We start from the raw sequence: 24,032 nt of genomic DNA, 5'->3' as shown, positions 1-24,032 counted from the left end.
CTATAAACTGTTAGAAGTTTTGGGTGATGGAAAACAATCTAAAAGTTATCTCCATGTTGATGATTGTCTTGACGGAATGATTTTTGGACTTACCAATTCACATCAAGAGGTGAATCTTTTTAATCTCAGCAGTGATGGAATTTGCTCTGTTGCTAAAATCGCTGAGCTCGTTATTGATGGGATGAAACTCACAAGTACAATCAAATACACGGGCGGTTCTCGCGGATGGCCAGGGGATGTTGCAAGAGTTTATCTTGATGGAACAAAACTTCAAAATTTGGGTTTTAAACCAAAACTTGATTCTGCACAAGCTGTGAAAAAAGCCGTTTTAGATATTTTAAGTGATTCAGAATTAGGGATCAGTACTTAATGTCTATTCAAGCCGTAATTTTAGCTGGTGGTTTGGGCACACGCCTTGGCGCCTTGACTAAAGATACTCCAAAGCCATTAATGAAAATTCGTGGCAAACCATTTCTTCATTGGCAAATTGACTATCTTAAAAATGAAGGGGTGACTGATTTTTTATTTCTTACTGGTTTTAAAGGTGAACTCATTCATGAGTACTTTGGTGATGGTTCGCAATTTGGTGTTTACATTCAATACAGTCAAGAAGTGACCCCACTGGGTACAGGTGGAGCCCTCATTCAAGCTTATCAAAAATTAAATGAAAGTTTTTTACTACTTTTTGGAGATAGTTTTTTACCTGTTAATGTTAGCCAGGTTTTCAGCGGCCTTGAAGCGCCCATGACAGATGTTGTGATGACTGTTTACGATAATCGTGAAAATACCTCAGTACCATTTAACGTCGGGTTAGAGGGTTTACGAGTGAAACGTTATGAAAAAGTAGCCATTGGGGCTCAAATTTCCCCTGATTTGACGCATGTAGAAGCTGGTGTGTATGGAGTTAAAAAAACGCTGTTTAAAGGTCATGCCCTTAAGGTATGTTCATTTGAAAGTGAACTTTTAAAATCTGCTATTCAATTAGGCTCGGTGGCGGCAATTAAATGCTCGCAGCGATTTTTTGATATCGGCACTCCAGAGCGGTTAGCACTTTTTGAGGAACGAATCGGTGATTATTTCACGAACACCCTTTAGGTTAAGTTTTGCGGGCGGAGGTACTGATCTTCCTAGTTTTTATCAAGAAGAAGACGGTGCCGTACTTTCAACAGCACTTAATAAATATATGCACATCACAATTAATAAGCGCTTTGATAATACAATTCGATTGAGTTATTCAAAAACAGAAATCCAAAATCACGTCAAAGATATTGAACATCCTATTTTTAAATATGTGCTTAGTCAGTATTTGCCTCAAGGTGGGGTGGAAGTTATTTCAATGGCTGATATTCCAGCTGGCACAGGGCTTGGTTCTAGTTCAAGTTTTACCGTCGCCATGCTTCACGCTGTAAAAGGATACTTAGGTAAATTTCAAACTGCAGAAGAATTGGCCAGTGAAGCAAGTGATATTGAAATTAATAAACTTCACGAACCAATCGGAAAACAAGATCAATACATCTCAGCCTACGGGGGCTTACAGTTCATTCAATTTAAATCTTCAGGCGATGTAACTGTTGATCCGATCGTTTGTACCAGTGATACAAAAAATGCATTAGAAGCCCATTGCATGCTTTTTTACACCGGTCAAACACGAGCGGCTAAAAGTATTCTTCAAGAACAAAAAGAGAACACCAAAGCAAAGCGCCAAACATTAAGTGATATGGCTCAAATCGCTCGAAAAATGAAGACAGTCCTTGAAGCAAATAAGTCATTAGAGTCTTTTGGAAAGCTACTTCACGACGCATGGACGCTAAAAAAGTCTGTGGCCTCTAATATATCTAGTTCCCAGATAGACAAATGGTACGAGCAAGCCCTAAAGGCAGGTGCTTGGGGTGGTAAGATTTTAGGAGCTGGTGGTGGGGGATTTCTCATGGTATTTTGTGAACCAGGCAAACAAAATGCTGTGAAAAACGAACTTAAGGATCTTAAGCTTTTTGATGTAGAATTTGAAGCTCAAGGCAGCAAGATAATTTTTGTCGGTTAAATTTAAACCTCTAATTTTAGGAAATGAATATGAGTGAAATGCCATCAGATTTTACACCTACAAACTTTGCTAGCAATTATCTTAAAGAGGCACATTCAATTTTTGACGTGTATCTTGGTAAGGCATTTACTCAAGCTATGGAAGTCATGTGGGCGGCCTATGAAAAAGACAAGCAGGTTTTTATTTTTGGCAACGGTGGTTCAGCGGGAACCAGCTCTCATATGGTTAATGATCTTTCTAAGGGGACATCAGTTGAGAATAAAAAACGTCTCCGAGTGATGGGCCTTGCTGATAATATGAGTTTACTTACCGCATACGCCAACGATTGTGGGTATGAATCTATATTTGCTGAGCAGCTTAAAAATCTTTTAAATCCGGGTGATGTTTGTATTGCGATTTCAGCTAGTGGTAATTCACCAAATATAATTAAGGCTGTTGAATACGCACGTCTAAAAAAAGCACAAGTGATAAGCCTTGTAGGGTTTAGTGGTGGAAAATTAAAACCACTCTCAGATGTCGCTATACATTATGAATCGTATAATTATGGAATTTGTGAAGATGCTCAATTGATGTTTTCGCATTTATGTTGTCAATTTCTGCATGAAAAAATTAAGAGATCCTGATTTTAATTAAGCCTTTGGAGGAAGTTATGCTTCACGGCGAAGAGATGATCAAAAACGCCCAATTAGAGTGTTTTGAAAACCGCACCCAAGTACGAAGATACTGGATCGAATTCACTTGTCCTGAATTTACGTGTCTTTGTCCGCGTAGTGGGTTCCCAGATTTTGCGACTATTCAGATTAAATATTCACCCGATAAAAAATGTGTAGAGCTTAAAAGTTTAAAACTCTACATCAATAAATTTAGAAACATGAATGTGTTTCACGAAGATGTGACTAACATCATTATTGATGACTTGATTAAACTCCTTGACCCTTGGGAAATTGAAGTTGTGGGTGATTTTAGTGTGCGTGGTAATATCAAAACAGTGATTAGGGCTCATCATAAAAAATAAGTACTCGTTATAGCTTTTGGTTATAAATAAATCCAAAAACCTTTCATCACTGTGTTTCGCTCTAATGGAAATTCAAAGTCATAAGGCGGGTGACAACGCTCAAGCCTTATGACTTTTTTAATTGTGCGTTCAACCGACAACTCGAGACGTCTGCCTAAAAACTGGCTTGTGATTGATTCATCATTGAGTGTGAACAATAGTCGCCCGTGAGGGGCTAGGCATTTAAAGGCAAAGTCTAAAAGTTCATCAAGATTTTCATTAAGATTAAAAACCCCGTGTTTGTGACGTGAAAATGTGGGTGGATCAATAATTATTAAATCAAATTGACGCTCTCTTTTTAAGCATGCCTTTAAAAAGAAAATAGAATCTGCCACAAAAAAATCATATTGATCAGGGTTGAGTCCGTTGAGTTTAAAATTACATTTTCCCCAATCAAGAGTTGCACCTGAGGTATCTATGCTGATCACCTCATGGGCTCCGCCTAGGGCTGCGGCTAAACTAAAACCACATGTGTAGCTGAAAAAGTTGGCAACACGTTTACCTTCTGAACTTTGTAATACTTTTTTTCGATTTTCTCTCTGATCTAAAAATAATCCGGTGCTGAGGCCTTGGTTTGAGCGCATTTCAAACTTTATTTTATTTTCTGTGATCACCCATTTATCAGGTAGTTCAATTGAGCTATTAATGTTGTTATTCTCAAGGGCGACACTTAAGCCTCTGTTTTTCATGGTTCTGATAAACCATTTTTTGCATCCGATGCTTTCAGTTAACGTTTGGGCAAAATGGGGTTGGATGGTTTTCTCAGTATAGTTTTGGAATTGTAAAACATCTCCTAGTTTTTCTATGCACAATTTAGGCTTAAAATTTTTTGTCCATTCGCGATGTACAAGGCGAAAACTATCAGTGTTTTTCTTTTCAAAATTAATGAGAAAACGCCTTCGATCATAGCTTGATAAGAATTTTGCATGATCTGTGTCGGGTTTTTCTTTTTGAATAAATAAAGTGGGTAGAGGTGAGATGTATTTTTCACCTTCAAAATCAAGGCTTTTAGAGTGGAGCATTAACCGAACAAAGGGGTTTCCTCCATGCTCTGCATCTCCTAAAATTGGAATACCTGAAGCTTGTGCATGAATTCTTATCTGATGAGTTTTGCCACTTGAAATTTCTGCTTCATATAAAAATCCAAATGGTGATGTACCGAGTTTTGCAAATTTAGTGAAACTATTTGAAATGCCTTCAACCAATTCAAAACGATGGTTTCCGGTTTTTTCAATGCGACCTTCATATTTCCAGACAGATTCTTTAGATTCATGTGGAGAAATAAATATATATTTTTTTTTGGCAGACTTGAGTTTTTGTGTCCACTCCATGACCGCTTCTTTAGAGGTGGTTACTAAAAGACAACCCGAGGTTCCGTGATCGAGACGATGTACGGCCCACAGAGTACGATCGAAAAGTCGTTGCGCCATTTCTAAAAAGCCTTCTGTAACGCCGCCATCGGGCGTGTGGGTTGAGGCACCACTTGGCTTGTCTAATATGAGGGCATTGGAAAACTCTTTGAGAATCATGCGATAATACTGACACTGCGTAAGTCTTCTGGCAACTGAGCTCATAAATTTGACGCACGTGAGCTAATTATTTTTATAAAAAATGATATTTTCTTACATTAATGCTTTACCTTTAAGTAAACATTCTTTCTAATATATTCATCAGAAGTTCGCTCTCGTCGGAATAGAAGTAATTCGGTTCTGTACATTACGAGGGGCACAAGTTGGGGGCTGTACCGAGGTGGTACAGAGTAGTTTTTTTAAAACACGAAACTACAGGGAGAGGGGTTACAAGGTCAAAGACCTTGGTGCCCATGGATGGGCGATCTTCTTCATTAGTTAAGTAGGGCAATGTCAGCACACAAAAAAGGTCTCGTATTTCAAAAAGTAGGTATCTTCGTTGATGCCGAAAATATCGAAACATCTGGATGGAAACATCACAGCGGCCGAACAGATTACAAAAAAATCCTAGAAAATGTTGGCGATCGTGAAATCATCCGTATCATTTATTACAAGCCACAATTCAAAGAAATATCTAATGAGTTTGAAGTATTTTGGTCGCGTATGGGTGGAGAAGTAAAACGCCCTGTTAAAAACGCTGACTGTTTTCTCATTATCGATGCTGTCACACTAGCTGAAAAATTAGATGTAGTTATTATTCTTGGAGGAGATAAAGATTATCTCCCCCTTATTTGGTATCTGAAATCACGTGGTTGTCGCACAGAGATCTGGGCTTGGCCTGAAGCAACCAGCACTGATATGCAACAAGCTGCTGATGCGTTTTTCCCACTCACCAAAGAATTCATTATCCCAGGTGGCACCGAACCCGCTGGTGGGCGTAAACCCACTGGTAGCGTTACTCGCTAATTTTCTAATAACTTATTTTTTCTTTTTTTTCTTCTTCTTTACGAGGCTTTTTTCGCTGGCGATGGCTCGCTTTGCGTTGGCATTTTTAGGCATCAATTTAAAATGTGCAAGTTGCATTTGTTCTGGCTTTTTTAAGAGTAGAGACCACTGTTTGCCAAATTTTCCGATGGCTTGCTTCTGGGCCCATCCCCAAAGTGGATTATGAACACTTAGATTTTGAGAGCGTGCTACAAGATTTTGTGGATCTTGACTCTTTACTGCGATTGCAAGATCAAGGGCTTGAATAATATTTTTTTCAAATTCAGTTTGATTCACATTTTCAATAGCTGTTTTTGATTTCTCCCAATCAGCAAGTGGAACCATCACATCACTATTGGCTACTTTCCACCAATAACCCAATGATTGAGCTGTATTTGTATCAGGTTTTTCTTTAGCTCGACACCCAGCACTCCACTCAGACCAAAAAGGAAGTCGGGTACATTGACTAATGACTTGTGTGCAATCTGTTAAAGCCTGAGATTCGCAAGCTGTGTTAACGAGTGTATCAAAGAGAATTTTTTCAGATGCTCCCATATTGTCTTGTTCCAGAAATTCAACATCTTGAGCAAGAACTTCATAAGCTTTTTTAAAGTCACCCTTTTTTTGATTAAGCAGAGCTTGTTTAGTTTTCATGGCCAAGTACTGTGCAGAATTAAGAAGGGCTGTTTTACTTTCTTTAACTAAATATTCTAGTTCATCATTCACTGAATCAAGTTTTTCAAGATTTGAAATTACTTTTAAGACTAAGAGCGCACCTGGAGTTTGGGCATCAAGTGATTTTTCGCTTAAGAGTGCAGCCATGAGTTGGACTGACTGACATTCTTGCGAAGCTGTTTGCCCGGGCCTACAAAGCCAATCTTCAGTCACTTGAATATTTTCTTTGTAATAAGCATAACGATCAACAGATGGTAGAGTGCGTGCTTTTGAAAAATGAGTCATTGCACTTAAAAGTTTTTCATCATTTTTGGGCATGCCTTGATCAACGATTTGTGGAAGTTCGCCTATGAGCATAAGCCAAGAAAAACTCTCTATTTGTTTTCGATTACTTGGTGAGAGTGCTGTTGATTTTTCAGTTACTGAGTTGCTCAGTTTTTTGATATTTATTAAAAGTGAAACTGAGAGTGCGGATATCAGCAAAAAAGAAACGGTGATTGCCCATGCACGACCGACTTTGCGTTCAATAGGGCTAATGTAGTTTGGAAATACTTCGTCATGTACGACAACTGTTTCAGCGACGATGTCATGCCAAGCGCGTCTGTCACTGCGACTTAAAATTGTACTCCAGCTAGCACCTATGGTGAAAAATCCAAGCCACCAAGCCGTAGTTCTTTCTAAAATCTGCCAAGGAGAAAGTGGGTGATTGGGTTTTGCTGATTGAATGCGAAGTCCAAATGCTTTTTTGCCCGGCGTGGTATGCATTATAGATAAAAAGAGGCATTGAGTTGATAGAGAAACAAAGGGCCAAAATAGGAGCCAAGTTATCCACCAAAGTGTTGTCCATGCTTTTTCTGGAAATAGAAATGTTAGAATTGATCCTGTCGCGAATCCAATGAGGCCTTGATCAATCAATTGAGCGCCGAGGCGTAACCAGGGGTTAGCGATTTTCCATTGGTCAAACGCCCGACGAGTGAATTGTTCGAAGTTGTGCTTCATACTTAAGTTATCGTCTATGGAGCCGCCTCCCTTGAGGCTAGAAGTCTGGTTTTATAAATCATCTATTTCTATGATAAGTAGCAGGAATTCTTGACTTAAGGAGAGCCCAAGGGTACTCGATTACATTCGTTAGCCCAGTCATTAAGCGGCCGTAGCTCAGCTGGATAGAGCATCAGACTTCGAATCTGAGGGTCACAGGTTCGACTCCTGTCGGCCGCACCATTCGGTACCCGGTACCTTTTTCGTTAGCACTGCGTCAGAAAAGTTCGGTTTCGAGTCTACTTAGTTTTTTTGAGTCTTTATCAAGTGGGAGTGTGAAAATGCTTCTGCGCATTGCCTTAGTGGCATCTTCATAATCTTTTTTCAGCGGTTCCTCATTCAACCAGAGCAGAGTTCTTTCTGAAAAATTTGGAGAAAAAAGTAAAGTATCTTCCTCAAGTGGAATGAAGCTTTTTGTATTTCCCATAAGACTACTTAAAGTAGAGTACCTGTAATCTTCAACTCGATTACATAGCTTTGCTTTAACTGGATTCCTATAAACATATTTGTAGGCTGTTAAGTAATAGCGCTCATTTGTGATGAGAGTTTTATAATTTCGACCTCCGTAGACTTGATTGATTCTATGTGAAATTAGACCAATTTCTTTACTGGTTTCACGCATGAAATAATTCAATGCCGCTCCCACATTATTTTCCGTTGGTAGAAAAATAAGATGAAAATGATTTGGCATCAAAACAAAAGAATGAATTTTTATTTCAAAAATACTCGAAATTACAAAAAGATAATTCTCCATTATCAGCCATATTTCATCCATAGGAGCTTTAAACGCTTCTCTATTGTGTGCCCTAGCATTTATATGCAAAGGAAAAATATTTGAAAATGGAACGGCTTTTCTTGGCATCGTCGACTACAGATGCAATCCCAGCACTGTGCTGCTTGCTAAAAATAATGCATTTGACGCGTTGTAGTCCGAAAAAGGTACCGGGTACCGGATTTACCGGATTAGGGTACCGGATTTACCGGATTATATACTGTGATTCAATTTGAGCGATTTTAATGACACAACTTCTTTTAGGACGAATCGCTCCTCCGGGGAAGCTTGTGCCTATTGAACTCTCGTCGTTATGAGGTCGTTCTTTATTCACTTTGTCTGAGGGGCCCAGATTACTTGGGCTGGGCTACAAGTAGCAAAATATTTTCCACCGCCGCCCCAAACATGACCACTTCCTAAATGAATGTCATAGTTCTCAGAAAAATTATTTGAATTTTTCACAAGTAGCTCTTCATTATCCCAGGTGGCACAAAGACCTAAATCTGAGACATGCTCCGAAACCAGCCAGTGATAAAGACCTGGGTCTTTAACAAAGGGGCAATCTCCGCAGGCCATATCGTTTTTGTCAAAAATTTCTGAATACGTATTCATTGTTGTTGCTTGTGCGGCTTTTACTTTTGCGCCAAATTGATTTTCTATTGTTGGACAAGTTAAGTTTTTAAACTCGTTGTACAACATCGTTGAGCAAGAATGCGCAGGTGGTGCAGTGAGTGTCGCACTAAATGTAGGAGCAATATCAGATTTGATATGTAATACCCAACTCTCAGTAGATGAAGGCGGTGTTAATGAAAGTACACCTCCTGCATGCACTAAAGGTTTTGAATCTGCATAGCCGGCTACACGAGGGTTCCACCATTTTACTTGATAATTACCAGCAGCTACGCTGAGAGACTTTTTCGCGCTATTAAAATAGTAATAACAAACATACTCAACACCAGGTTGGATCATGCAATTGCCACCAAAGCTATAGCGCCTGTTTGGAGCTGCATGAATAAAATCCCATCCGGATTGTTTAATAAACTTTTGCATATTTAAGATAATTCCCGGAGCATCAATAGATACGTCTGGCTCTTCAATATGAATGTGTCCACCGCTGAGCAAGGTCATCCAGGTAGCATTTCGTAAACCCGGTTCATTTTTAGTATGATTTCCAAATTCATCATTATTGATAGGTTTTGCAAAACCCCAACGACCTTCGATATAACTGCTCAAATTGTACGGGTACCGTTCAATCTCACCCAGTGGATGAATATTAATAATATCAATATCTGATGTCTTGTAGAGATCTTCTAATTCATTATCAAGACTGCTGTAAGATACTAACCTAGTTTTGCCTGGATACTTAGTCGCAATATAATTTTTAATGAACTGACCATTTTGTGTTGCCCAAGTTGCGTCAGAAAAATCATCATGTTCGTTTTCGACTTCGTACACAACGTTGAAACCGATTGTTTCATCAATCATTTTTTTAATATATTCTTCTTGAAACTGGCGAAGTTTCGGTCGTTTTGCCGACTCATAAAAAGTGGGAAACCCACTACCACTTGCATTACTACTCTCAAGACTATTAATATTATTATTAGTAGCCCATGGATTATAATTCCACGCAGGTGCCTTCATGCCAGAATGTTCAAACAACATGATTTCAGAAACAATGCCAGCCTCTGTTGCTTGTTTTAATGTAGCTCGAAGTCTTGTCCAATACTCGTCATTCCATTTTGTTAAATCATATATTCGGCGTTGACTTGATGGCACATCAATATTCATGTCGCAAGCTTCGCCGTCTTTTATGTTCAAACCAGAAATTTGAACCCACGGAAAAATTCCACAAGCTTTCTCCCATGGCAAAAAGTGCCAAATACGTGTGTAATTCAAACCAGAGGCTTTCACTTTTTCAAAATTATTAACAACAAGAGATACTCGCGAAGTTGGCACTAACCCTTGATAACCCACAAATACAATGGGGTTGCCGGTTGCGATATCTTGAAAATATCTTGGGTTCTCAGGGTGTAAACGCAGTGAACTGAAGGTCTCATTTGGAATAGGTTTTGTTTTTGCGCTATTACCGCCTTCAGAAAGTAGTGTCGATCGCTTTAGTTTAGTACCAGTGCAAGCTGTCATGCTGATTGAAATAACCAAAAGGGCCAGCATTAGCAGATTTTTATTCTTCATTTTTTGACCTCATACTTAAGTAGTGCCATACTAAGGTATCGGTCGAGTATTGATTTTTTGTAGTCTAGTTTATGAAAATTACCAACTAATAGCGAGTCTGCCAAACTAAAGTCTAGTATTGTACTTAACTGGTTTTTAGCTTTTTAGTTCCTTAGCTCATTAATCTACAAGATAATTAGATAAGTATCATGCATCCCCAGGGGCTTGTGAATGAACATATCGCTTCCACATAAAGTTTTAATTATCGATACAGATGAAATAAATTGCAATGCCACACGAAACAAACTTACGCCTTATTACAATGTGTCTATCGCTACGACTGAAGAACAAGGTTATCAGCTGGCCATGAGTGAAATGCCACATCTAATTTTAATAAATCTTCAAATGCCAAATAAATTAGCATTAACGATGTGCAGAAATATTCGTAGCGATATTCGAACTAAACATATTCCCTTGCTCGTATTATCTGAGCAAGTTGAATTGCAAGAAAAAGTTTTAGCATTTCAAAATGGTGCAGACGATGTTATTTTGAAAACTATAGAAATTGAAGAATTGCTGGTTCGCATTGATTCAAAAATAATGCGTTTTATCGAATACATGAACTCTGATTTTAAAAGTATCATTACATGCGGCAATCTTGAGCTCAATCCAATCACGATGGAAGTTTTAATTAACAAACAGATTGTTGAATTAGGACACGTTGAATATAAATTGCTTAAGTTTTTACTTGAGAAAATGCCTTCAGTACAGAGTCGTGATCAGATTTTATCTAGTGTATGGAGAGATACTTTCGTATTGGGTCGTACAATTAATGTACATATTTTATCTTTGAGGCGTAAGCTGAAAAACTTTGACCATTCAATTGAAACGCTTTACGGGGTTGGGTATACTATTAAAGATAAAAAACTATTGAATTTAAAAACTTTTATAGGTGAAAAAGACATATGGGATACAAAACCATGAATATAGATACGAAGAATAAAAGGAAGAAAATTAGGTTTGAGGCAGAGCCTAACACTTTAGCTCTCATATCGTTTAATCATGAAGCTAAAAAATTTACACCTGAAATTATCGCATTAGTTTTAGAAGAATCAATTAAAGGCTATAAACTAGTTGCAGTTCAAAACCGTGAAATTATGGTCGGTGAAAAACTAAAAATAAAAATAAACAATCTGCCAATTTTTTTTGTTGAAATTCGTTGGATTAAAAAAATTGAAAAAAAAGTTATTTCATTTGGCGTATTGATTATCGAATAAATTAAATTTTAAGCACTTTTTTTATTTGTACTGAATTTTTCTAATAACAATTGAACAATTTCATTTAGAGGGCAAACTTGCACTACCGCCCCCTTAGTAATAGCTGCCCGTGGCATACCAAACACAATACAACTTGACTCATCTTCAGCAATTGTAAATGAACCAGCTTTTCGCATTTCAAGTAAGCCAGCAGCACCATCGCTTCCCATGCCAGTGAGAATGATGCCTAGGGCTTGTTTACCTACTATGTGTGCCAATGAACTAAATAACACATCGACAGAAGGTTGGTGTCTATTCACAGGTGGATCGTTGGTAATGTGAACGCGAAAAGTGCCTGCAGACTTAATAACAGACATTTGTTTTCCGCCAGGTGCTATTAGCACTCGATTATGAATAATTTCATCTCTATCTGTAGCTTCTTTTACTTCAAAAGAGCAAATGCGATTTAAGTGTTTAGCAAAAGCGTCAGAAAACAATGTGGGAATATGCTGAACGATTACTATCGGCGGAATATCTTTTGGGAGTTGAGCTAAAATATGTTCGATTGCTCGAGTTCCACCGGTTGAAGCTCCAATTCCTATGATGAGTGATTTGTCTAGATCTGAAATAATTTTATCAGAATTTTTTATTTCAATATTAGGAGGTGTTTTTTTTGCGACGATTACTTTTGAGGCTGCTTTAACTTTCTCGATTATGAGTGGTGTAATTTCACGGAGCTCATTCCAAGAAGGTTTTTGAATATAATCAACAGCACCAAGGCGTAATGCTCGTAACACTAAATCGCCGTCCTCCATACTTAATGAGGAGACTAAAACTGTTGGGATTGGTGTTTTCTGGAATAACTTTTCAATAAGTGTCACGCCATTCATTTCTGGCATATGAATGTCCAAAGTCATAACATCAGGCTTTAGTTCTTGTAGCATACTTTCAACTTGAAGTGGGTGACCTGTTTCTCCGACGATATGGATTTCATTATCTGTAGATAAAATTTCTCTCAATATTTTTCGAATAACTTTAGAATCGTCAACAATAAGTACTTTTATTTTTTTATGAGTGTCCAAATGAATCGGGTCAGTTTCTTTTTTAACTCGAAGTTTTCCATTCTCAGTATGATAATACGCCTCTAAGTCATTTGATTCGATTAAAAACTGACCTTGTATTTTGAGATTATGCTGTTTTGTAAACTCTCGCATTAATTTAATTGTTTTCTCATTCCCAACTATTTTTACATGGAGCGAATTATTTGGAGCGGGTTTGAATGTGTCTAATAATTGAATGAATAGATTTTCGGGTAGTGGATCTCTAGAATTCCAGCAAACCAAGCCACCAAAAGAGTTTGTTGGATTATTTAAACAAATAATTGAAATATCACTGCCTTTAACATGATATACCGTCGGTACATATGAAAATTTTATTTCATTTGATTTTACAAGTACCGCGGTTTCTAACAATTTATTCATCCTTACTTAAAAAAATATCAGAGCTATACATAATGCTAGTAGCTGGAACAATATCTGTAATTAATTCTACATCAGCACCATTTAGAGAATGTTTAATTGTTTCTTCAAGAATAATTTGTGCTGATTGCCATATTGTGAATTTATTAAAGTCTGCATTTGTAATTTCACTAAGTATAATTATTGATGTTTTTTTAAGGCTACTTTGTAAGTGCAACTCATTCATAGACTTTGAAATATCTGATACATAAATGGTGCCAGCTTTAAGCGTCATGGGCAGTTGTAGTGTTTCAACTGAAAGTGACATTGTCGCCCTAAACGAATCACTCAACGCTTGCAATGTATCTTGATAATTAGCGACGAAGACAATTGTAGGCGGGGAGTGTGATGAGATTTTCTTAACAATAGAAAGGAGTTTTTCTTTATCTTCGAATTTCAGGTATATTATTCTCAATTTACTTTCTGGTTTTTTAATTGAGATATTAACAGCATAGCTTTTTGTAAGTTTATTCGAGCCTAATGTACTTTGATTGGTTAATTTGTATGCAAAGTACAATAAACTCAAGATCGAATTCAAGAAGTGATCGGTAATGTTGAAGGTATAGTTCGTCGAAAATTGATTACTCCAGAACAAAAAATTCAACTCAGTGTGTATGCTGCACTTCTCAAGCAATCAGATCTTGATCGTATCAATGGCAGTGCACAAACAGCATTAAATGAAGATGCTAATTTTTATGGTACAAGCGCATCGTTTCAAACGAAGGTACCGCCCTTTTTAACTGCGAACACGGTTGCGATGGAGTCTTTTATCACTTTGGTTAAAAGAATTGCTGAAGAGCCAAATGTTTCTGTGAGCCCAGAAGATTTCTTAAAAGCGGGCGATGATGCTCTTAATGCAAGCTATAGATTATGGGATGTTTCAGTTTTAGAGCTTGATAATTTACTTGATATTCGTACAGCTAGTTTAGTTGATGGGCGTACTCGTTCGTTGGTGTTTAGTGCTGCTGCACTTTTTGCTACACTTTGTGTGACACTTCTTATCATGCGAAGTTTAAAGAAAAATATGAAGAACATATCAGAGGCCGTTTTTCAATTAAAGAACGTTGCCGGTGAAACCAATTCTTCAAGTATTCAACTCGTAGCTACATCTCAAGAACTTTCAAGTGCTGCAACAGAACAAGCATCAGCAATTCAAGAAACAGCCGCTACCCTCGATGAGATCAGTGCTATGGTGGCAAAAAGTGTTGAGAATGCAAATAAATCTTCAGCAACTGCGGGTACAAGTCAAATTGCTGCTAACAAAGGCAAGAGTGCTGTGGATGATATGATTCATGCAATCGAAGATATCAATCAAAGTAATGATGACATTATGAAGCAGGTTGATGCTAGCAATCTGCGTATTACGGAAATTATTAAAGTAATTGCTGAAATTGGGAATAAAACAAAAGTTATTAACGACATAGTATTTCAGACAAAACTACTTTCATTTAATGCGTCAGTTGAAGCCGCAAGAGCAGGTGAACACGGTAAGGGTTTTGCTGTTGTAGCTGAGGAAGTTGGTAATTTGGCTCAAATGAGTGGAACCGCGGCTCGTGAAATTTCAGACATGCTTGCTGCAAGTATGCAAAAAGTAGAAGGTATTGTGACTGAAACAAAAACAAAAGTACAAGGCCTCATTGCCGTGGGTAAATCAAAGGTCGAATCAGGAACAGTAGTGGCAAAGCAGTGTGGTGGAATTCTAGAAGAAATTGTGACGAGTGTAAGTGCTGTTAATATTTTGATTAGTGAAATCTTAACTGCATCGAAAGAGCAAGAGCAGGGCTTGAACCAAATAACAATTTCGATGAACCAACTCGACCAAGTAGCGCATCGTAATGATGTGTTAGCACAGAGTACATCACTGGCTTCAGATCAACTTTCTCATCAAACAAAACTTTTACAAAGTACGGTCTTATCGTTAGAAAAAATTCAGCATGGTTCTAAGGCTCATGCTGTAGAATCAATGAATATTGCGGCTCAATCTGGCAAACCTCAAAATGTGATTGCCTTTACCAAAGATAATAAAAAAGAACATGGGCCATCAGCAGTGAATAAATTTAGTAAAGCAGAAAAAAATAATTTGCATGAAGCAGGACAAACTAAATTAGATGCACTGGCTAAAGATGCGCCAATGAAAAAAGCCTCGGGTGCCGAGAACGTAACTCCTGCAGAGAATGATCCGCGTTTTAAAGACGTGTGATAAAAATCGCTCAGAGTTTTGAGAATATCTCGGCGTTTTGAGCATTACTCAAAATCCTGAAAATCTCATTGCCACGTCACATCTTTGATATTCACAGCCGAATTGCTCGTGGATTTCATTGTCATGATGAAAACCAAGCTTCAAGTAAAGTTCGTACTCATTTTCTGATGCTTGATTATTATATTTGAGGTTTTGTTACAAGTTAGTTCGATTTCGATTTAATCGCAAATTCACCCTGTGATAAATGTTCGAAAATTTATATTAATTTTAGATTGACGTCTTTTCTGAAGGGCCAGTTTCAATTCTATTTAGCATTTCATAGCACTAATCACAAAATACTTTCCCGCTCTGGAGTTCGCATAACGTTGGGCGTTCTGGTGAGTAATAAAGGTGATAAATTTTTGTCTTGAGATGACCCTGGGGTGTCTTTAGAAAAACTCATGTTAGTGTATTCTAATACTTTTGTGGAGGGTGTGATGACGATAATAAGTGACGTTAAAAAACTTTCAAATCAAGTTCTTTATGTTCTGTTAAAATCAAAAGTTCAAGAAGAAAGAAATCTTACTTTAGAGATAATAGGGCTTCTGCGAGAGGTCAGATCAAGAAGACTTCATCTGGAAAGAGGGTATGAGTCTTTTCATCAATATTGTGTGAAAGAATTAAAATACGATGATGGGTCTGCTCATCGACGAATTAAAGCGCTTGATCTAGTCACACAAATTCCTGAAATTATTCAGAGCATTGAATCTGGTGCGTTGAGTTTGACAACAGCTTCTCAAGTGCAAAATTTCTTTAACCAAGAGGCTAAAAAGGATAAAACTTACTCCAAAGTTGATAAGATAAAACTCCTCACAAGTTTGGAATCAAAGTCCAAGCGAGAGATTGAAAAAACTCTGATGACATTGGCACCAGAGACAATTAAACAAGCAGAAAAGATAAAATACATATCTGAAACTCATCTCAAGCTAGAGCTTGTGATTAATGAACAACTTATGAAAAAGTTGGAGCGACTTAAAAACCTCACATCTCATAAGAACGCTACGATGACAGATCTCATTGAGGCGCTTGTAGATGAGGCCCTTAAAAAGAAAGATCCTGAGCTTAAATTAAAAAATAAAAATATTGAATGCAGAAAGGCAAACATAGAAAAGATGAAAGTGGAAAAGGCAAACATAGAAACGATAAACGTTGAAATTTCGAACGCTGATCTTTCAAATGAATGCTCTACTTCATCAAGTGATAATTCTGGACTTCAAATCATCACTCAGAATAATTTATTTACAAAAACTCCTCCGGAGCGTGTCTTAAAAGTCATGGCAGCTTCTCCGGAGAAGCTTAAATTAAAAGCTAAATCTCGTTACATTCCTTCTCATGTTAAGGATTAAGTTTGGTTGAAAGCAGAATCTCAATGCGCCTTTATTGATTTTATTTCAAAAACAAGATGTTCAGCGAGGCGGTTTCTTCAGATTGAGCATGTTACTCCGTATGCTTTAGGCGGAACATCGGAACTAGAGAATCTTACCCTGCTCTGTTCTAATCACAATAAACTTAGAGCAATTCATGCTTTTGGAAAAACTATGAATCGATTTTTGACTCAGGAGTGAGATTTTGAGGGGAGGGGGTGACTCAGGAGTGAGATTTTGTGCGGAGGTTTTTGATACAGTAATTTTTTGGTAAACAATATTTGTGCGGTAATCAGATTATTCGAGGGGGGATTATTATCATTTCATGTTTAATTTATTTAAACCCCAACATTTCAGTTGTTTGTTCAGAAAGAACTTCGCCGTTTGCATTGACGGCTTTTTCGTAGACGAAAACTGAGTCGCCACCGCAATTTGGGTTTGGTGAAGGGACTTCGTTGGAGGAAATTACAATTCGAGTAAAATCGCCAAGCCCTGCTTTTTTGGCATTATCCCAAAAAAAGGTTTCATAACATTCTAGCATTATATTTTTTTGTATAAATTTACGCTTAAAGGCTTTAACTGTCTGACCCGTTTTCGCAAATGTAAAAGTACCAACAGTTGAGGTGATTGTATTATTTGTGCCTGTATCAAAAGTTGTGCACCCTTTTGGTGGGTTGATAGTAAATCGTCCTAAATGAGCTGGGAAAAATTTTACATTGAAATATGGTATTCCACGTGTCGGATGATAGACGCGACCAAACATTACGGTTGAATCCTCTGAAGTTGGAATTTTAAGTCGCCATTTTTCTTGAACTGAAACGTTAGGTTGTAACTCAGGAATACCTGTGGAGTTGAGATAAGTTAATGTTAAGTCATATCCCTGTCCATTGGATTCATCGACGGTCAATTCTGTTTGTGTTGAAGTATTCATGTTTTTGGAAGATCGCCAAATTTTTATTCCTTTAACGAAACTAGTATTAACGCTTGAATCCCTTTTACTTAATGGCTCACCCGGTTTATTGCAACCATTTGAAAATCGCGATGGATCATCAGGATTAATAATACTCTGACTTTGGTAAACTCCCTGACTTTGAGTCGCATTTGCAATAGATGTAGTAACTAAAGTTGAGATAACTAAAGTTGAGATAATTAAAGTTGAGATAATTAAAGTTGAGATAATTAAAGTTGCTCTATTTTTCATAATACTTTTTGTCTCCAAAAACGGTGCCTATCACCTTTATTTGAAAATCCTCAAACAGGAGTTCCTAACTTGTTTGCAAATGCGTGCCAGGCATGTAGGTCGTTATAGTAGAAGGTTTCGACGCCAAACTGTCTAATCCCCCACAATAAGTACGATTTTTGTCACCAAATTTTTCCAGCTTTAGTATATAATTAGGATCATGTGACTTATGTCCGGGGGGGCCCATGGCATCTAGATTTTTATTGTTTTCAATTTTGTTAATTCTTTCATCTTATGCATATTCTCAAGATGCAAAACCATGGCTAGAAAAATATTCGTCTTGTTACCATGCGCTCAACAGTGCCCCCATGATTTATCAACAAAGTACGTTGAACGCTCATGATCCGTCTGAATTAAATCGAGATCAAATTAGACAAGCTGGTCGATATCAAAATGTAGAACATTTCTTGGGAAATAAAGATGGTAAAGACGGACTCTATTTGCTGACGGGGACTGAATCAATATTTATCCCACTCACAAAAAAATCGAAAGCTGTGAATATTGTCTCTAAAAAAAACCATCTCCATAGTTTTTACAAGCATGATCAATATTATGTAGAACTTAATGAACCTGGGAATGCGCCAATATATCTCAGCATAAGCATTGGACGTCCAACTGGGAAAAATAAAGAGTCTGCTGTGAAAAATGGAAGCACTGTAACTTCGCTTTTCATCAGCTTTAAGCCAGAACAAAAAAAGAAATATAAACAAATAAATGCAACTCATTCATTTGATCAAAATGTGAGAGACCAATTTAAAAATATGCTTCAGGGCAGAACTCAAAGAATGACCTCGGATTATTTATTACGTAAGGATGTAACTCATACATCAGAAGATGCCCACGTACTACTTGGTCTCTTAGGTGAACACTCCCCTATAAAACCAGTGCCTGCAAAAGTTTTTCATGATGCACTCACTACTTGTGAGGGTTTATTCTCAAAGGTTGATGATCAAGATCGCCCGCTTAAAGATCTTGTTGTGGCAGAGATTAAAAAACTCAAAAATGAGAGCGAATGTACAAATTGTACACGCTCTGGCAAACCTTCAAGTAATTCACCTGCTCAATCAACCGGCTCTGCTAAATAAATGCATATCCTTAAATCAATAATTTACAGTTTAGCGGTAATGGTTTTCATGGGATGCGCTTCCACTGTAGAAAAAAATAGTTCTAATCGACTTAAGCAATTTGAGATGAAACAAAATATCAGTAATGATGCAGCAAGGAGATTGGGTGTTCTTTTCAATGCGAAGGGGACTTATTTCCCCGGTGCTGGGTTACCAAACTTTAAATACAATGAGACTATGATGTTTCTCAATTTAGAACCATCGCCTTTAGTTAAAGATTTAAATCCTCGTGAAACAGTGAAGGTGAAGATTGCTTTTCAACAAGATAGTCTAATTGAAACCTTAGAAACAGCTGTTGAATACAACATCAAGTTAGAAGATGATAAAACGCCTACACGATTTGAATTTGTGAAGCTGACATACCCAAAAGAATCTATTCGCATTGCTGCGCCGTCTAAAAAATCTAAATAAGTTAATCTCTTTACTCTCTGACACCTAGACCTTCGGATGGTTTTGTACAAATGAATTTACAGCAATACCAAAGTCAATGAGAATTTTGGACATAACTTCATTAACGCCACGGAGGGGAACTAATGAGATTATCGTTATTGGTTATTGGACTGTTAATCACAGTTCAATCACACGGGGGATGGTTTACACTTAATAAAAGTTCGGTAGTAAAAGAACCACAAATGAAAGTAATTACTCAGGGGAGAGATACTTTCATCAACGTAGAAGTACCTGGTTTTAATATCAATAAGGTTTCAACAATAGCCGGGCAATTCGCAGAAATTCAAATTCCACGACACAGCTTTACAAGTGAAATTGGCGCACCACAATTGCCAGCAATTAGATTTCAAGTGGAAATTGATTCTGAGTCCGCTTCTTTAGAAGTAGTAAGTTCTAAAACTCACTCAATGGCTGGGCAAAGTACCGGCATTCAAGGTGATGTTGTTCCTGTGCAACTTCCACGAGAAAAACGTGCAGGGGTTGTTGTAAAGTTTCAAAAAAATGAATCTGTCTATAATAAGAATGCGTTATTTCCTTCTCAAGATGCACGCGTGATCAGCATCAATAGCATTCGCGGTCACAAAGTAGCTTTGATTGAAGTAACACCTGTGAAGCTTAACCCAGTAACCCGAGAATTAGAGTTTGTTGAATCATTGCAACTAAAACTCAGCGGTACGGGTGAAGTATCACAAGACGTAAAAGTTTCTGGTCAAGAATTTGATATTCTGGGTTCAGAAGCTGTGCTGAACTACGCAACCTCGAAGTCTGTTCCACGCTCAAAATTTCTATTAATCGTTGGGCGCGGTCTTGAAAACAGTGCAAGTCTTCAAAGCTTTATCGAAACTAAGCGCACTCGCGGGTTTGATATTGAATCAGTTCACATGGCCAATATCGGAACTACACCAGACTCTGTTAGAAACTTGATTCGTAAGCAGTACTTGGCTTCAAATGCGCAACTAGCACTCACCCACGTTATGATTGTTGGTGACATCGAGAATGTTCCTGCGCACTTCGTTGATGGTCATTACACCGATAGTTTCTACGCTTCAGTAGATAAGGTTTCATATATAGGCGATGAAACTGCACCTGACGTTGCTGTGGGTCGACTGGCTATTAAAAACAAGGCTGAGCTTGATGTTGTGGTTGGAAAATTAGTTCGTTATGAAAAAAACCAATTCACAAATACTGCCTGGATGAAGAAAATCGCTTGGCTCGCTACCGACGATCGCTACCTTGTTGCTGAAGGTACGCATAATTATGTTATTAATAATTATTCAACTACTGCCGGTGTTACGGGAATGTTTCCTAATAATACTCAAGCAGGAGGGGATCTTCTCTATGCAATTACGCATAGGGCGACGCAAGCCAATGTGGTTCGTTCGGTAAACGACGGCCGTTCTTTTGTTGTTTATTCAGGCCATGGCGCTGTAACATTTTGGGATGCTCCAAGATTTACACAATCTGATATCCAAAATATTACTCACCTTGAGGCAAACCCCTATGTAATGTCGTTTGCCTGCATCAGCGGATCCTTCGGTGCTTCTACTGACTCATTTGGTGAAACATGGTTAAAAGCTGCTCGTGGTGGTATCGGTTTTTTTGGTACAACCAACAGCTCTTATTGGGATGAAGACGATATCCTTCAAAAGGCTTTTTTTGATGGATTCTACCGCGATAAAATTAAGACTGCTGGAATGTTAAATATTTTTGGTCTTAATGCAGTAACAAAAGGATATCCATTAAAAGCTACGTATTACTCTCAAGTTTATAATCTCTTGGGTGATCCAACAACGATACTCAAGCAATAATTTAGGTAAGTAAGATTCATAAGCCGGCCTCTATCAACACGGAGGCCGGCTTTTTATTTTGGAGTAGAGATGTTTAAAACTTTGATACTTTTAACTCTCATATTTTTGAGTGCTTGCGCTCATCAACAAAGTCGAGGGTATTCAGATTCCATCCGCGATGTTGTAAATAAGAATATGAATGAAATGCGAAGTTGTTATGTCGAGGGTTTGCGAAATAATCCGGTTATTCAAGGCACTTTAGTTCTTCAGTGGGATATTAACACCAAAGGTTTAGTTGAGAAGGTATCGGTATTGAGTTCAACTTTGGAATCTATTGAAGTTGAAGATTGCTGCATGGAAAGACTTAAAAAATGGACATTCCCAGTTAAAGAAAAGCCCGAGATTACGACAGTGAAGTATCCATTTAATTTTAAAGCCAGTAATTAATTATATGCGTTCTGTTGAAAAACAAGAACATTCCGCTTGGTAAAAACGCGCCGTTTCTTTTCAAAGATCTAGACCACAGACTTGATATCAACCTATTGACTTCGATTTCAAACCTAGGTCTTATTGAGTTGGTATAAATGGATTTAAACTTAACTTAACAATTTATGGAGGCAGAACATGAAAGTTCTTAGCTTAGCAATCGCGCTGACTTTAGTATCCGTAGTAGGTAATGCAGCATCAATAACCAAACAATTACGTTTGGATGTTAAAAAAACAATTGAAGCTAAATTTAAAAAATCAGAAGGAAACGTAATGCAAATTCCTACTGCTTGTACTAACTTCACAGGCAAATGGACTGGTGTTTGTAAAGATGGTGATAACCAAGCTTCAACAAAAACCATCAACATCACACAAAAAGGTTGCACTGAATTTACTGGTGAGATTCCAAGTCTTGTTTCAAAAATTTCATCAGGTATTGATATGGACAGCAAAGAGAGCAGTGCAATCTGGGCGACCATTGATTGGGATAAAGACGGAAAAAATCTGTTCTTAATCTACGGTGCTTCAGGTCGTGAAATGGCAGCTGCTAATTCTTACTCTGCTTCACTACTTGTTGGTTACAAATTGACGGGTAGCAAACTCACAGTTGAAACCTCTGGTGTAGTATTTGGAACACAAGCTGGTCAAGCTGGTTCAGGTGATATTTCTGAAACCTGCACAATGACAAAAATGCCATAATTTATTTTATAAATGGTATACGCAACGGGGCCTCATTAGGTCCCGTTTTTATTTTCAAAGTATTTAGGATGATTGTGCGTCAATGTTTCGCGCAATGGTGAAGTAAAACGTGCTGCCATCACGACCATGGGACTCAACCCAAATTCGGCCAGCGTGACCTTCAACAATCTTTCGACAAACCGCAAAACTAATAGGCGAGTTAGGATGTTCTTCGCGCATCTGAGAATGTCTAAAAAGGCCGAAGAACTTTTTTGTCAATTGTGGATCAAGACCTTTTCCGTTTGTATGAATCCAAAAAACCCATTCATATTTGTTCTCTTGAGATGAAATGTTCACCTCTGGTGTTGTTGGGTCTGCCAGTTTTATAGAACTGGCAATGAGTTTTTGAAACAACTCGAGTAGTTGTTGGTGATTACCTAAAATAATAGGAAGTTTTGTATAAGTGATTTTAGTTTGAGTCTCAGTTAACTGTGATGTGAGTTTGTCGATTGATTCTTTAACAAGTTGATTACAATCTATGGCTTGGTTTTTTTCAGCATTTCCCTCAACCATAGAATAAGTTAAAAAATCATTAACCAGATTTCTCATAATGCTGGCGGAATCGAGCACATAGTTCACGTATTTTTTAGAATTCTGGTCAAATTTAGCAAATGAATTTTTCGTAAGTAGTTGCGTATAACTTGTGACCATGCGCAATGGTTCTTCAAGATTTTGAAACGCAACATAAGCAAATTGTGTGAGTTGATCTTTACTGACCTCAAGTGCATGAGAACGTTCTTTCAGAAATGAGAGTGCTTGTTTTCGTTCATTATCAATTATTGAAACCGCTTTTGAACTTTTCCAAATAATAAAAAGAAAAAGCCCCATATTAAGGCCGACGCTTAATACCTCTCCTGACGCTCGACTGACACCACTTTTATACGTTAACCACCACTGCATAATGACGATGATAAACGGCAATACAATAGCGGGGAGTATCAATCGTCGAAATAAATTTCCAGCTTTGCTGTCTTCGGTTATGTGCGCCATTAATCCGCGATCGGGACGTGCAAAGAGTAGAGCAATTGAAGTTAAGAAAAAGCCTATGGCTGAGTGAAGTGGCTTTGCCTCACCGGTGTAGCCAGCAAGTGCAAGTGCTGCAACGAGAGCAATAACACATGCTAAGAATTCTGTGGGTCTTGCTTCGCGTTGTGTGCGTTTATCCCAAAGTAAAAGGGCAAGGCCTGTGAATATGAAATTTAATGGTGCATGGGGCGGAAATCTTACTGGTCTAAAATCTTTCATCTGCTCTGAAGTATCAATCATGTAGAGATCAAAATGGGCCAAGTCAATGTAGCCAAGTGAATGTAAGAAAACTAATGAAGAAAAAAATGTAAGTGCAAGTGCTGATAAATAACCAAGACGAGAGCGTGTAGGTGTTCGGCGAGCTTTGTGGAGAAGTATTGAAATACTGGCAAGAATAAAACAAATTGCTGTAGGGATTCCCATAAATCGGAGCTGAGAGAATAAACCAGTAAGCCGTAGTGCCCCTAATGCTAATACGCAGCCAGTAGCAACGGTTGATACCAACTGCATGTGCGCAATGAGAGTTTTATTCACTTAAGTCCTCTTCCCCGAATAATCATTATAATTGTGCACATAATATGCCATGAAAAAAATAGTCAGATTTGTGACGGAGACTGAACTAAAATATGTACTAACAAAAGAGTCAGACTGACCCGATCT

At 37.8% G+C, this 24,032-nt stretch carries 23 protein-coding genes and 1 tRNA gene; 16 read left to right on the top strand and 8 right to left on the bottom strand.

Annotation, left to right across the window (positions count from 1 at the left end; genetic code table 11):
* The 5 genes from SGI74_08475 to queF all read left to right on the top strand — a co-directional run.
* Window positions 1-370: UDP-glucose 4-epimerase (locus tag SGI74_08475; GenBank protein MDZ4677531.1), on the top strand; the 370-nt coding region annotated here is incomplete at its 5' end.
* Entirely contained in the window at window positions 370-1,095 is a 726-nt protein-coding gene (locus SGI74_08470; GenBank protein ID MDZ4677530.1) for a sugar phosphate nucleotidyltransferase, read from the top strand. The genes SGI74_08475 and SGI74_08470, both read left to right, overlap by 1 nt.
* Window positions 1,070-2,041 carry a GHMP kinase gene (locus SGI74_08465; protein ID MDZ4677529.1) on the top strand — a complete coding sequence of 324 codons (972 nt, stop codon included), beginning with the start codon at window positions 1,070-1,072 and terminating at the stop codon, window positions 2,039-2,041. The genes SGI74_08470 and SGI74_08465 overlap by 26 nt, the downstream gene beginning before the upstream one ends.
* Before the next feature lie 29 nt (window positions 2,042-2,070).
* Window positions 2,071-2,664: an SIS domain-containing protein gene (locus SGI74_08460; protein ID MDZ4677528.1), complete on the top strand. Its 594-nt coding sequence runs from the start codon at window positions 2,071-2,073 to the stop codon at window positions 2,662-2,664.
* Window positions 2,665-2,690: 26 nt separating this feature from the next.
* Window positions 2,691-3,056: a preQ(1) synthase gene (gene queF, locus SGI74_08455; GenBank protein ID MDZ4677527.1), complete on the top strand. Its 366-nt coding sequence runs from the start codon at window positions 2,691-2,693 to the stop codon at window positions 3,054-3,056.
* 20 nt (window positions 3,057-3,076) lie between these two features.
* Here the strand turns inward: queF and SGI74_08450 are convergent, their stop codons facing one another.
* Window positions 3,077-4,669: a class I SAM-dependent methyltransferase gene (locus SGI74_08450; GenBank protein MDZ4677526.1), complete on the bottom strand. Its 1,593-nt coding sequence runs from the start codon at window positions 4,667-4,669 to the stop codon at window positions 3,077-3,079.
* 285 nt (window positions 4,670-4,954) lie between these two features.
* Between SGI74_08450 and SGI74_08445 the strand changes: the two genes are divergently transcribed.
* Window positions 4,955-5,470: an NYN domain-containing protein gene (locus tag SGI74_08445; protein MDZ4677525.1), complete on the top strand. Its 516-nt coding sequence runs from the start codon at window positions 4,955-4,957 to the stop codon at window positions 5,468-5,470.
* 12 nt (window positions 5,471-5,482) lie between these two features.
* Here SGI74_08445 and SGI74_08440 read toward each other — a convergent pair whose 3' ends face one another.
* On the bottom strand, window positions 5,483-7,162 hold the full coding sequence (locus SGI74_08440; GenBank protein ID MDZ4677524.1) for an RDD family protein: 1,680 nt from the start codon (window positions 7,160-7,162) through the stop codon (window positions 5,483-5,485).
* 145 nt (window positions 7,163-7,307) lie between these two features.
* Between SGI74_08440 and SGI74_08435 the strand changes: the two genes are divergently transcribed.
* Window positions 7,308-7,384, top strand: a tRNA-Arg gene (locus SGI74_08435).
* Window positions 7,385-7,418: 34 nt separating this feature from the next.
* Here SGI74_08435 and SGI74_08430 read toward each other — a convergent pair.
* Together SGI74_08430 and SGI74_08425 are read right to left on the bottom strand one after the other, a co-directional pair.
* Complete coding sequence (locus SGI74_08430) at window positions 7,419-8,063, bottom strand: transposase (GenBank protein ID MDZ4677523.1); 645 nt, start codon at window positions 8,061-8,063, stop codon at window positions 7,419-7,421.
* 240 nt (window positions 8,064-8,303) lie between these two features.
* Window positions 8,304-10,166, bottom strand: a complete 1,863-nt coding sequence (locus SGI74_08425; GenBank protein ID MDZ4677522.1) for a DUF6298 domain-containing protein — start codon at window positions 10,164-10,166, stop codon at window positions 8,304-8,306.
* Window positions 10,167-10,376: 210 nt separating this feature from the next.
* On the opposite strand from SGI74_08425, the gene SGI74_08420 reads away from it, so the two are divergent.
* Together SGI74_08420 and SGI74_08415 are read left to right on the top strand one after the other, a co-directional pair.
* Window positions 10,377-11,129 carry a response regulator transcription factor gene (locus SGI74_08420; protein MDZ4677521.1) on the top strand — a complete coding sequence of 251 codons (753 nt, stop codon included), beginning with the start codon at window positions 10,377-10,379 and terminating at the stop codon, window positions 11,127-11,129.
* Window positions 11,111-11,422, top strand: coding sequence for a hypothetical protein (locus SGI74_08415; GenBank protein ID MDZ4677520.1), 312 nt, complete (start codon window positions 11,111-11,113; stop codon window positions 11,420-11,422). The genes SGI74_08420 and SGI74_08415 overlap by 19 nt, the downstream gene beginning before the upstream one ends.
* Before the next feature lie 8 nt (window positions 11,423-11,430).
* Here the strand turns inward: SGI74_08415 and SGI74_08410 are convergent, their stop codons facing one another.
* Both SGI74_08410 and SGI74_08405 read right to left on the bottom strand, forming a co-directional pair.
* Complete coding sequence (locus SGI74_08410; protein MDZ4677519.1) at window positions 11,431-12,882, bottom strand: chemotaxis response regulator protein-glutamate methylesterase; 1,452 nt, start codon at window positions 12,880-12,882, stop codon at window positions 11,431-11,433.
* The gene (locus SGI74_08405) at window positions 12,875-13,333 is read right to left on the bottom strand and encodes a hypothetical protein (protein ID MDZ4677518.1); all 459 of its coding nucleotides are present in this window, start codon (window positions 13,331-13,333) and stop codon (window positions 12,875-12,877) included. Before SGI74_08405 ends, SGI74_08410 begins: the two co-directional genes overlap by 8 nt.
* A 126-nt stretch (window positions 13,334-13,459) precedes the next feature.
* On the opposite strand from SGI74_08405, the gene SGI74_08400 reads away from it, so the two are divergent.
* Together SGI74_08400 and SGI74_08395 are read left to right on the top strand one after the other, a co-directional pair.
* Window positions 13,460-15,118 (top strand): methyl-accepting chemotaxis protein, encoded by a 1,659-nt coding sequence (locus tag SGI74_08400; GenBank protein MDZ4677517.1) that lies wholly within the window; start codon window positions 13,460-13,462, stop codon window positions 15,116-15,118.
* A 476-nt stretch (window positions 15,119-15,594) separates the two neighbouring features.
* A complete protein-coding gene (locus SGI74_08395; protein ID MDZ4677516.1) occupies window positions 15,595-16,503 on the top strand; it encodes a hypothetical protein in 909 nt (302 codons plus the stop codon).
* Window positions 16,504-16,855: 352 nt separating this feature from the next.
* Here SGI74_08395 and SGI74_08390 read toward each other — a convergent pair whose 3' ends face one another.
* Complete coding sequence (locus SGI74_08390) at window positions 16,856-17,722, bottom strand: hypothetical protein (protein ID MDZ4677515.1); 867 nt, start codon at window positions 17,720-17,722, stop codon at window positions 16,856-16,858.
* Between the two features lie 224 nt (window positions 17,723-17,946).
* On the opposite strand from SGI74_08390, the gene SGI74_08385 reads away from it, so the two are divergent.
* The 5 genes from SGI74_08385 (at window position 17,947) to SGI74_08365 (ending at window position 22,307) form a co-directional block, all read left to right on the top strand.
* Window positions 17,947-18,846 (top strand): hypothetical protein, encoded by a 900-nt coding sequence (locus SGI74_08385; protein MDZ4677514.1) that lies wholly within the window; start codon window positions 17,947-17,949, stop codon window positions 18,844-18,846.
* A 105-nt stretch (window positions 18,847-18,951) separates the two neighbouring features.
* Window positions 18,952-19,296, top strand: coding sequence for a hypothetical protein (locus SGI74_08380; protein ID MDZ4677513.1), 345 nt, complete (start codon window positions 18,952-18,954; stop codon window positions 19,294-19,296).
* A gap of 122 nt (window positions 19,297-19,418) precedes the next feature.
* A complete protein-coding gene (locus tag SGI74_08375; protein MDZ4677512.1) occupies window positions 19,419-21,143 on the top strand; it encodes a C25 family cysteine peptidase in 1,725 nt (574 codons plus the stop codon).
* A gap of 69 nt (window positions 21,144-21,212) precedes the next feature.
* On the top strand, window positions 21,213-21,569 hold the full coding sequence (locus SGI74_08370) for an AgmX/PglI C-terminal domain-containing protein (GenBank protein MDZ4677511.1): 357 nt from the start codon (window positions 21,213-21,215) through the stop codon (window positions 21,567-21,569).
* A 177-nt stretch (window positions 21,570-21,746) separates the two neighbouring features.
* Window positions 21,747-22,307 (top strand): hypothetical protein, encoded by a 561-nt coding sequence (locus SGI74_08365; protein ID MDZ4677510.1) that lies wholly within the window; start codon window positions 21,747-21,749, stop codon window positions 22,305-22,307.
* Between the two features lie 63 nt (window positions 22,308-22,370).
* Here the strand turns inward: SGI74_08365 and SGI74_08360 are convergent, their stop codons facing one another.
* Entirely contained in the window at window positions 22,371-23,906 is a 1,536-nt protein-coding gene (locus SGI74_08360) for an ATP-binding protein (GenBank protein MDZ4677509.1), read from the bottom strand.
* Window positions 23,907-24,032 lie beyond the last annotated feature (126 nt).

The organism is Oligoflexia bacterium (assembly GCA_034439615.1).
Lineage (GTDB): Bacteria > Bdellovibrionota > Bdellovibrionia > JABDDW01 > JABDDW01 > JAWXAT01.
This window is presented reverse-complemented; position numbering and strand designations above follow the sequence as displayed.

What these genes read in the sequence shown, in the direction of transcription:
- SGI74_08420 (MDZ4677521.1), top strand. Translation starts at nt 10,377, where the DNA reads ATGAACATATCGCTTCCACATAAAGTTTTAATTATCGATACAGATGAA.
- SGI74_08395 (MDZ4677516.1), top strand. Translation starts at nt 15,595, where the DNA reads ATGACGATAATAAGTGACGTTAAAAAACTTTCAAATCAAGTTCTTTAT.
- SGI74_08385 (MDZ4677514.1), top strand. Translation starts at nt 17,947, where the DNA reads ATGGCATCTAGATTTTTATTGTTTTCAATTTTGTTAATTCTTTCATCT.
- SGI74_08450 (MDZ4677526.1), bottom strand. Translation starts at nt 4,669, where the DNA reads ATGAGCTCAGTTGCCAGAAGACTTACGCAGTGTCAGTATTATCGCATG.
- SGI74_08445 (MDZ4677525.1), top strand. Translation starts at nt 4,955, where the DNA reads ATGTCAGCACACAAAAAAGGTCTCGTATTTCAAAAAGTAGGTATCTTC.
- queF (MDZ4677527.1), top strand. Translation starts at nt 2,691, where the DNA reads ATGCTTCACGGCGAAGAGATGATCAAAAACGCCCAATTAGAGTGTTTT.
- SGI74_08470 (MDZ4677530.1), top strand. Translation starts at nt 370, where the DNA reads ATGTCTATTCAAGCCGTAATTTTAGCTGGTGGTTTGGGCACACGCCTT.
- SGI74_08370 (MDZ4677511.1), top strand. Translation starts at nt 21,213, where the DNA reads ATGTTTAAAACTTTGATACTTTTAACTCTCATATTTTTGAGTGCTTGC.
- SGI74_08415 (MDZ4677520.1), top strand. Translation starts at nt 11,111, where the DNA reads ATGGGATACAAAACCATGAATATAGATACGAAGAATAAAAGGAAGAAA.
- SGI74_08425 (MDZ4677522.1), bottom strand. Translation starts at nt 10,166, where the DNA reads ATGAAGAATAAAAATCTGCTAATGCTGGCCCTTTTGGTTATTTCAATC.
- SGI74_08365 (MDZ4677510.1), top strand. Translation starts at nt 21,747, where the DNA reads ATGAAAGTTCTTAGCTTAGCAATCGCGCTGACTTTAGTATCCGTAGTA.
- SGI74_08390 (MDZ4677515.1), bottom strand. Translation starts at nt 17,722, where the DNA reads ATGAAAAATAGAGCAACTTTAATTATCTCAACTTTAATTATCTCAACT.
- SGI74_08440 (MDZ4677524.1), bottom strand. Translation starts at nt 7,162, where the DNA reads ATGAAGCACAACTTCGAACAATTCACTCGTCGGGCGTTTGACCAATGG.
- SGI74_08410 (MDZ4677519.1), bottom strand. Translation starts at nt 12,882, where the DNA reads ATGAATAAATTGTTAGAAACCGCGGTACTTGTAAAATCAAATGAAATA.
- SGI74_08460 (MDZ4677528.1), top strand. Translation starts at nt 2,071, where the DNA reads ATGAGTGAAATGCCATCAGATTTTACACCTACAAACTTTGCTAGCAAT.
- SGI74_08430 (MDZ4677523.1), bottom strand. Translation starts at nt 8,063, where the DNA reads ATGCCAAGAAAAGCCGTTCCATTTTCAAATATTTTTCCTTTGCATATA.
- SGI74_08380 (MDZ4677513.1), top strand. Translation starts at nt 18,952, where the DNA reads ATGAAACAAAATATCAGTAATGATGCAGCAAGGAGATTGGGTGTTCTT.
- SGI74_08375 (MDZ4677512.1), top strand. Translation starts at nt 19,419, where the DNA reads ATGAGATTATCGTTATTGGTTATTGGACTGTTAATCACAGTTCAATCA.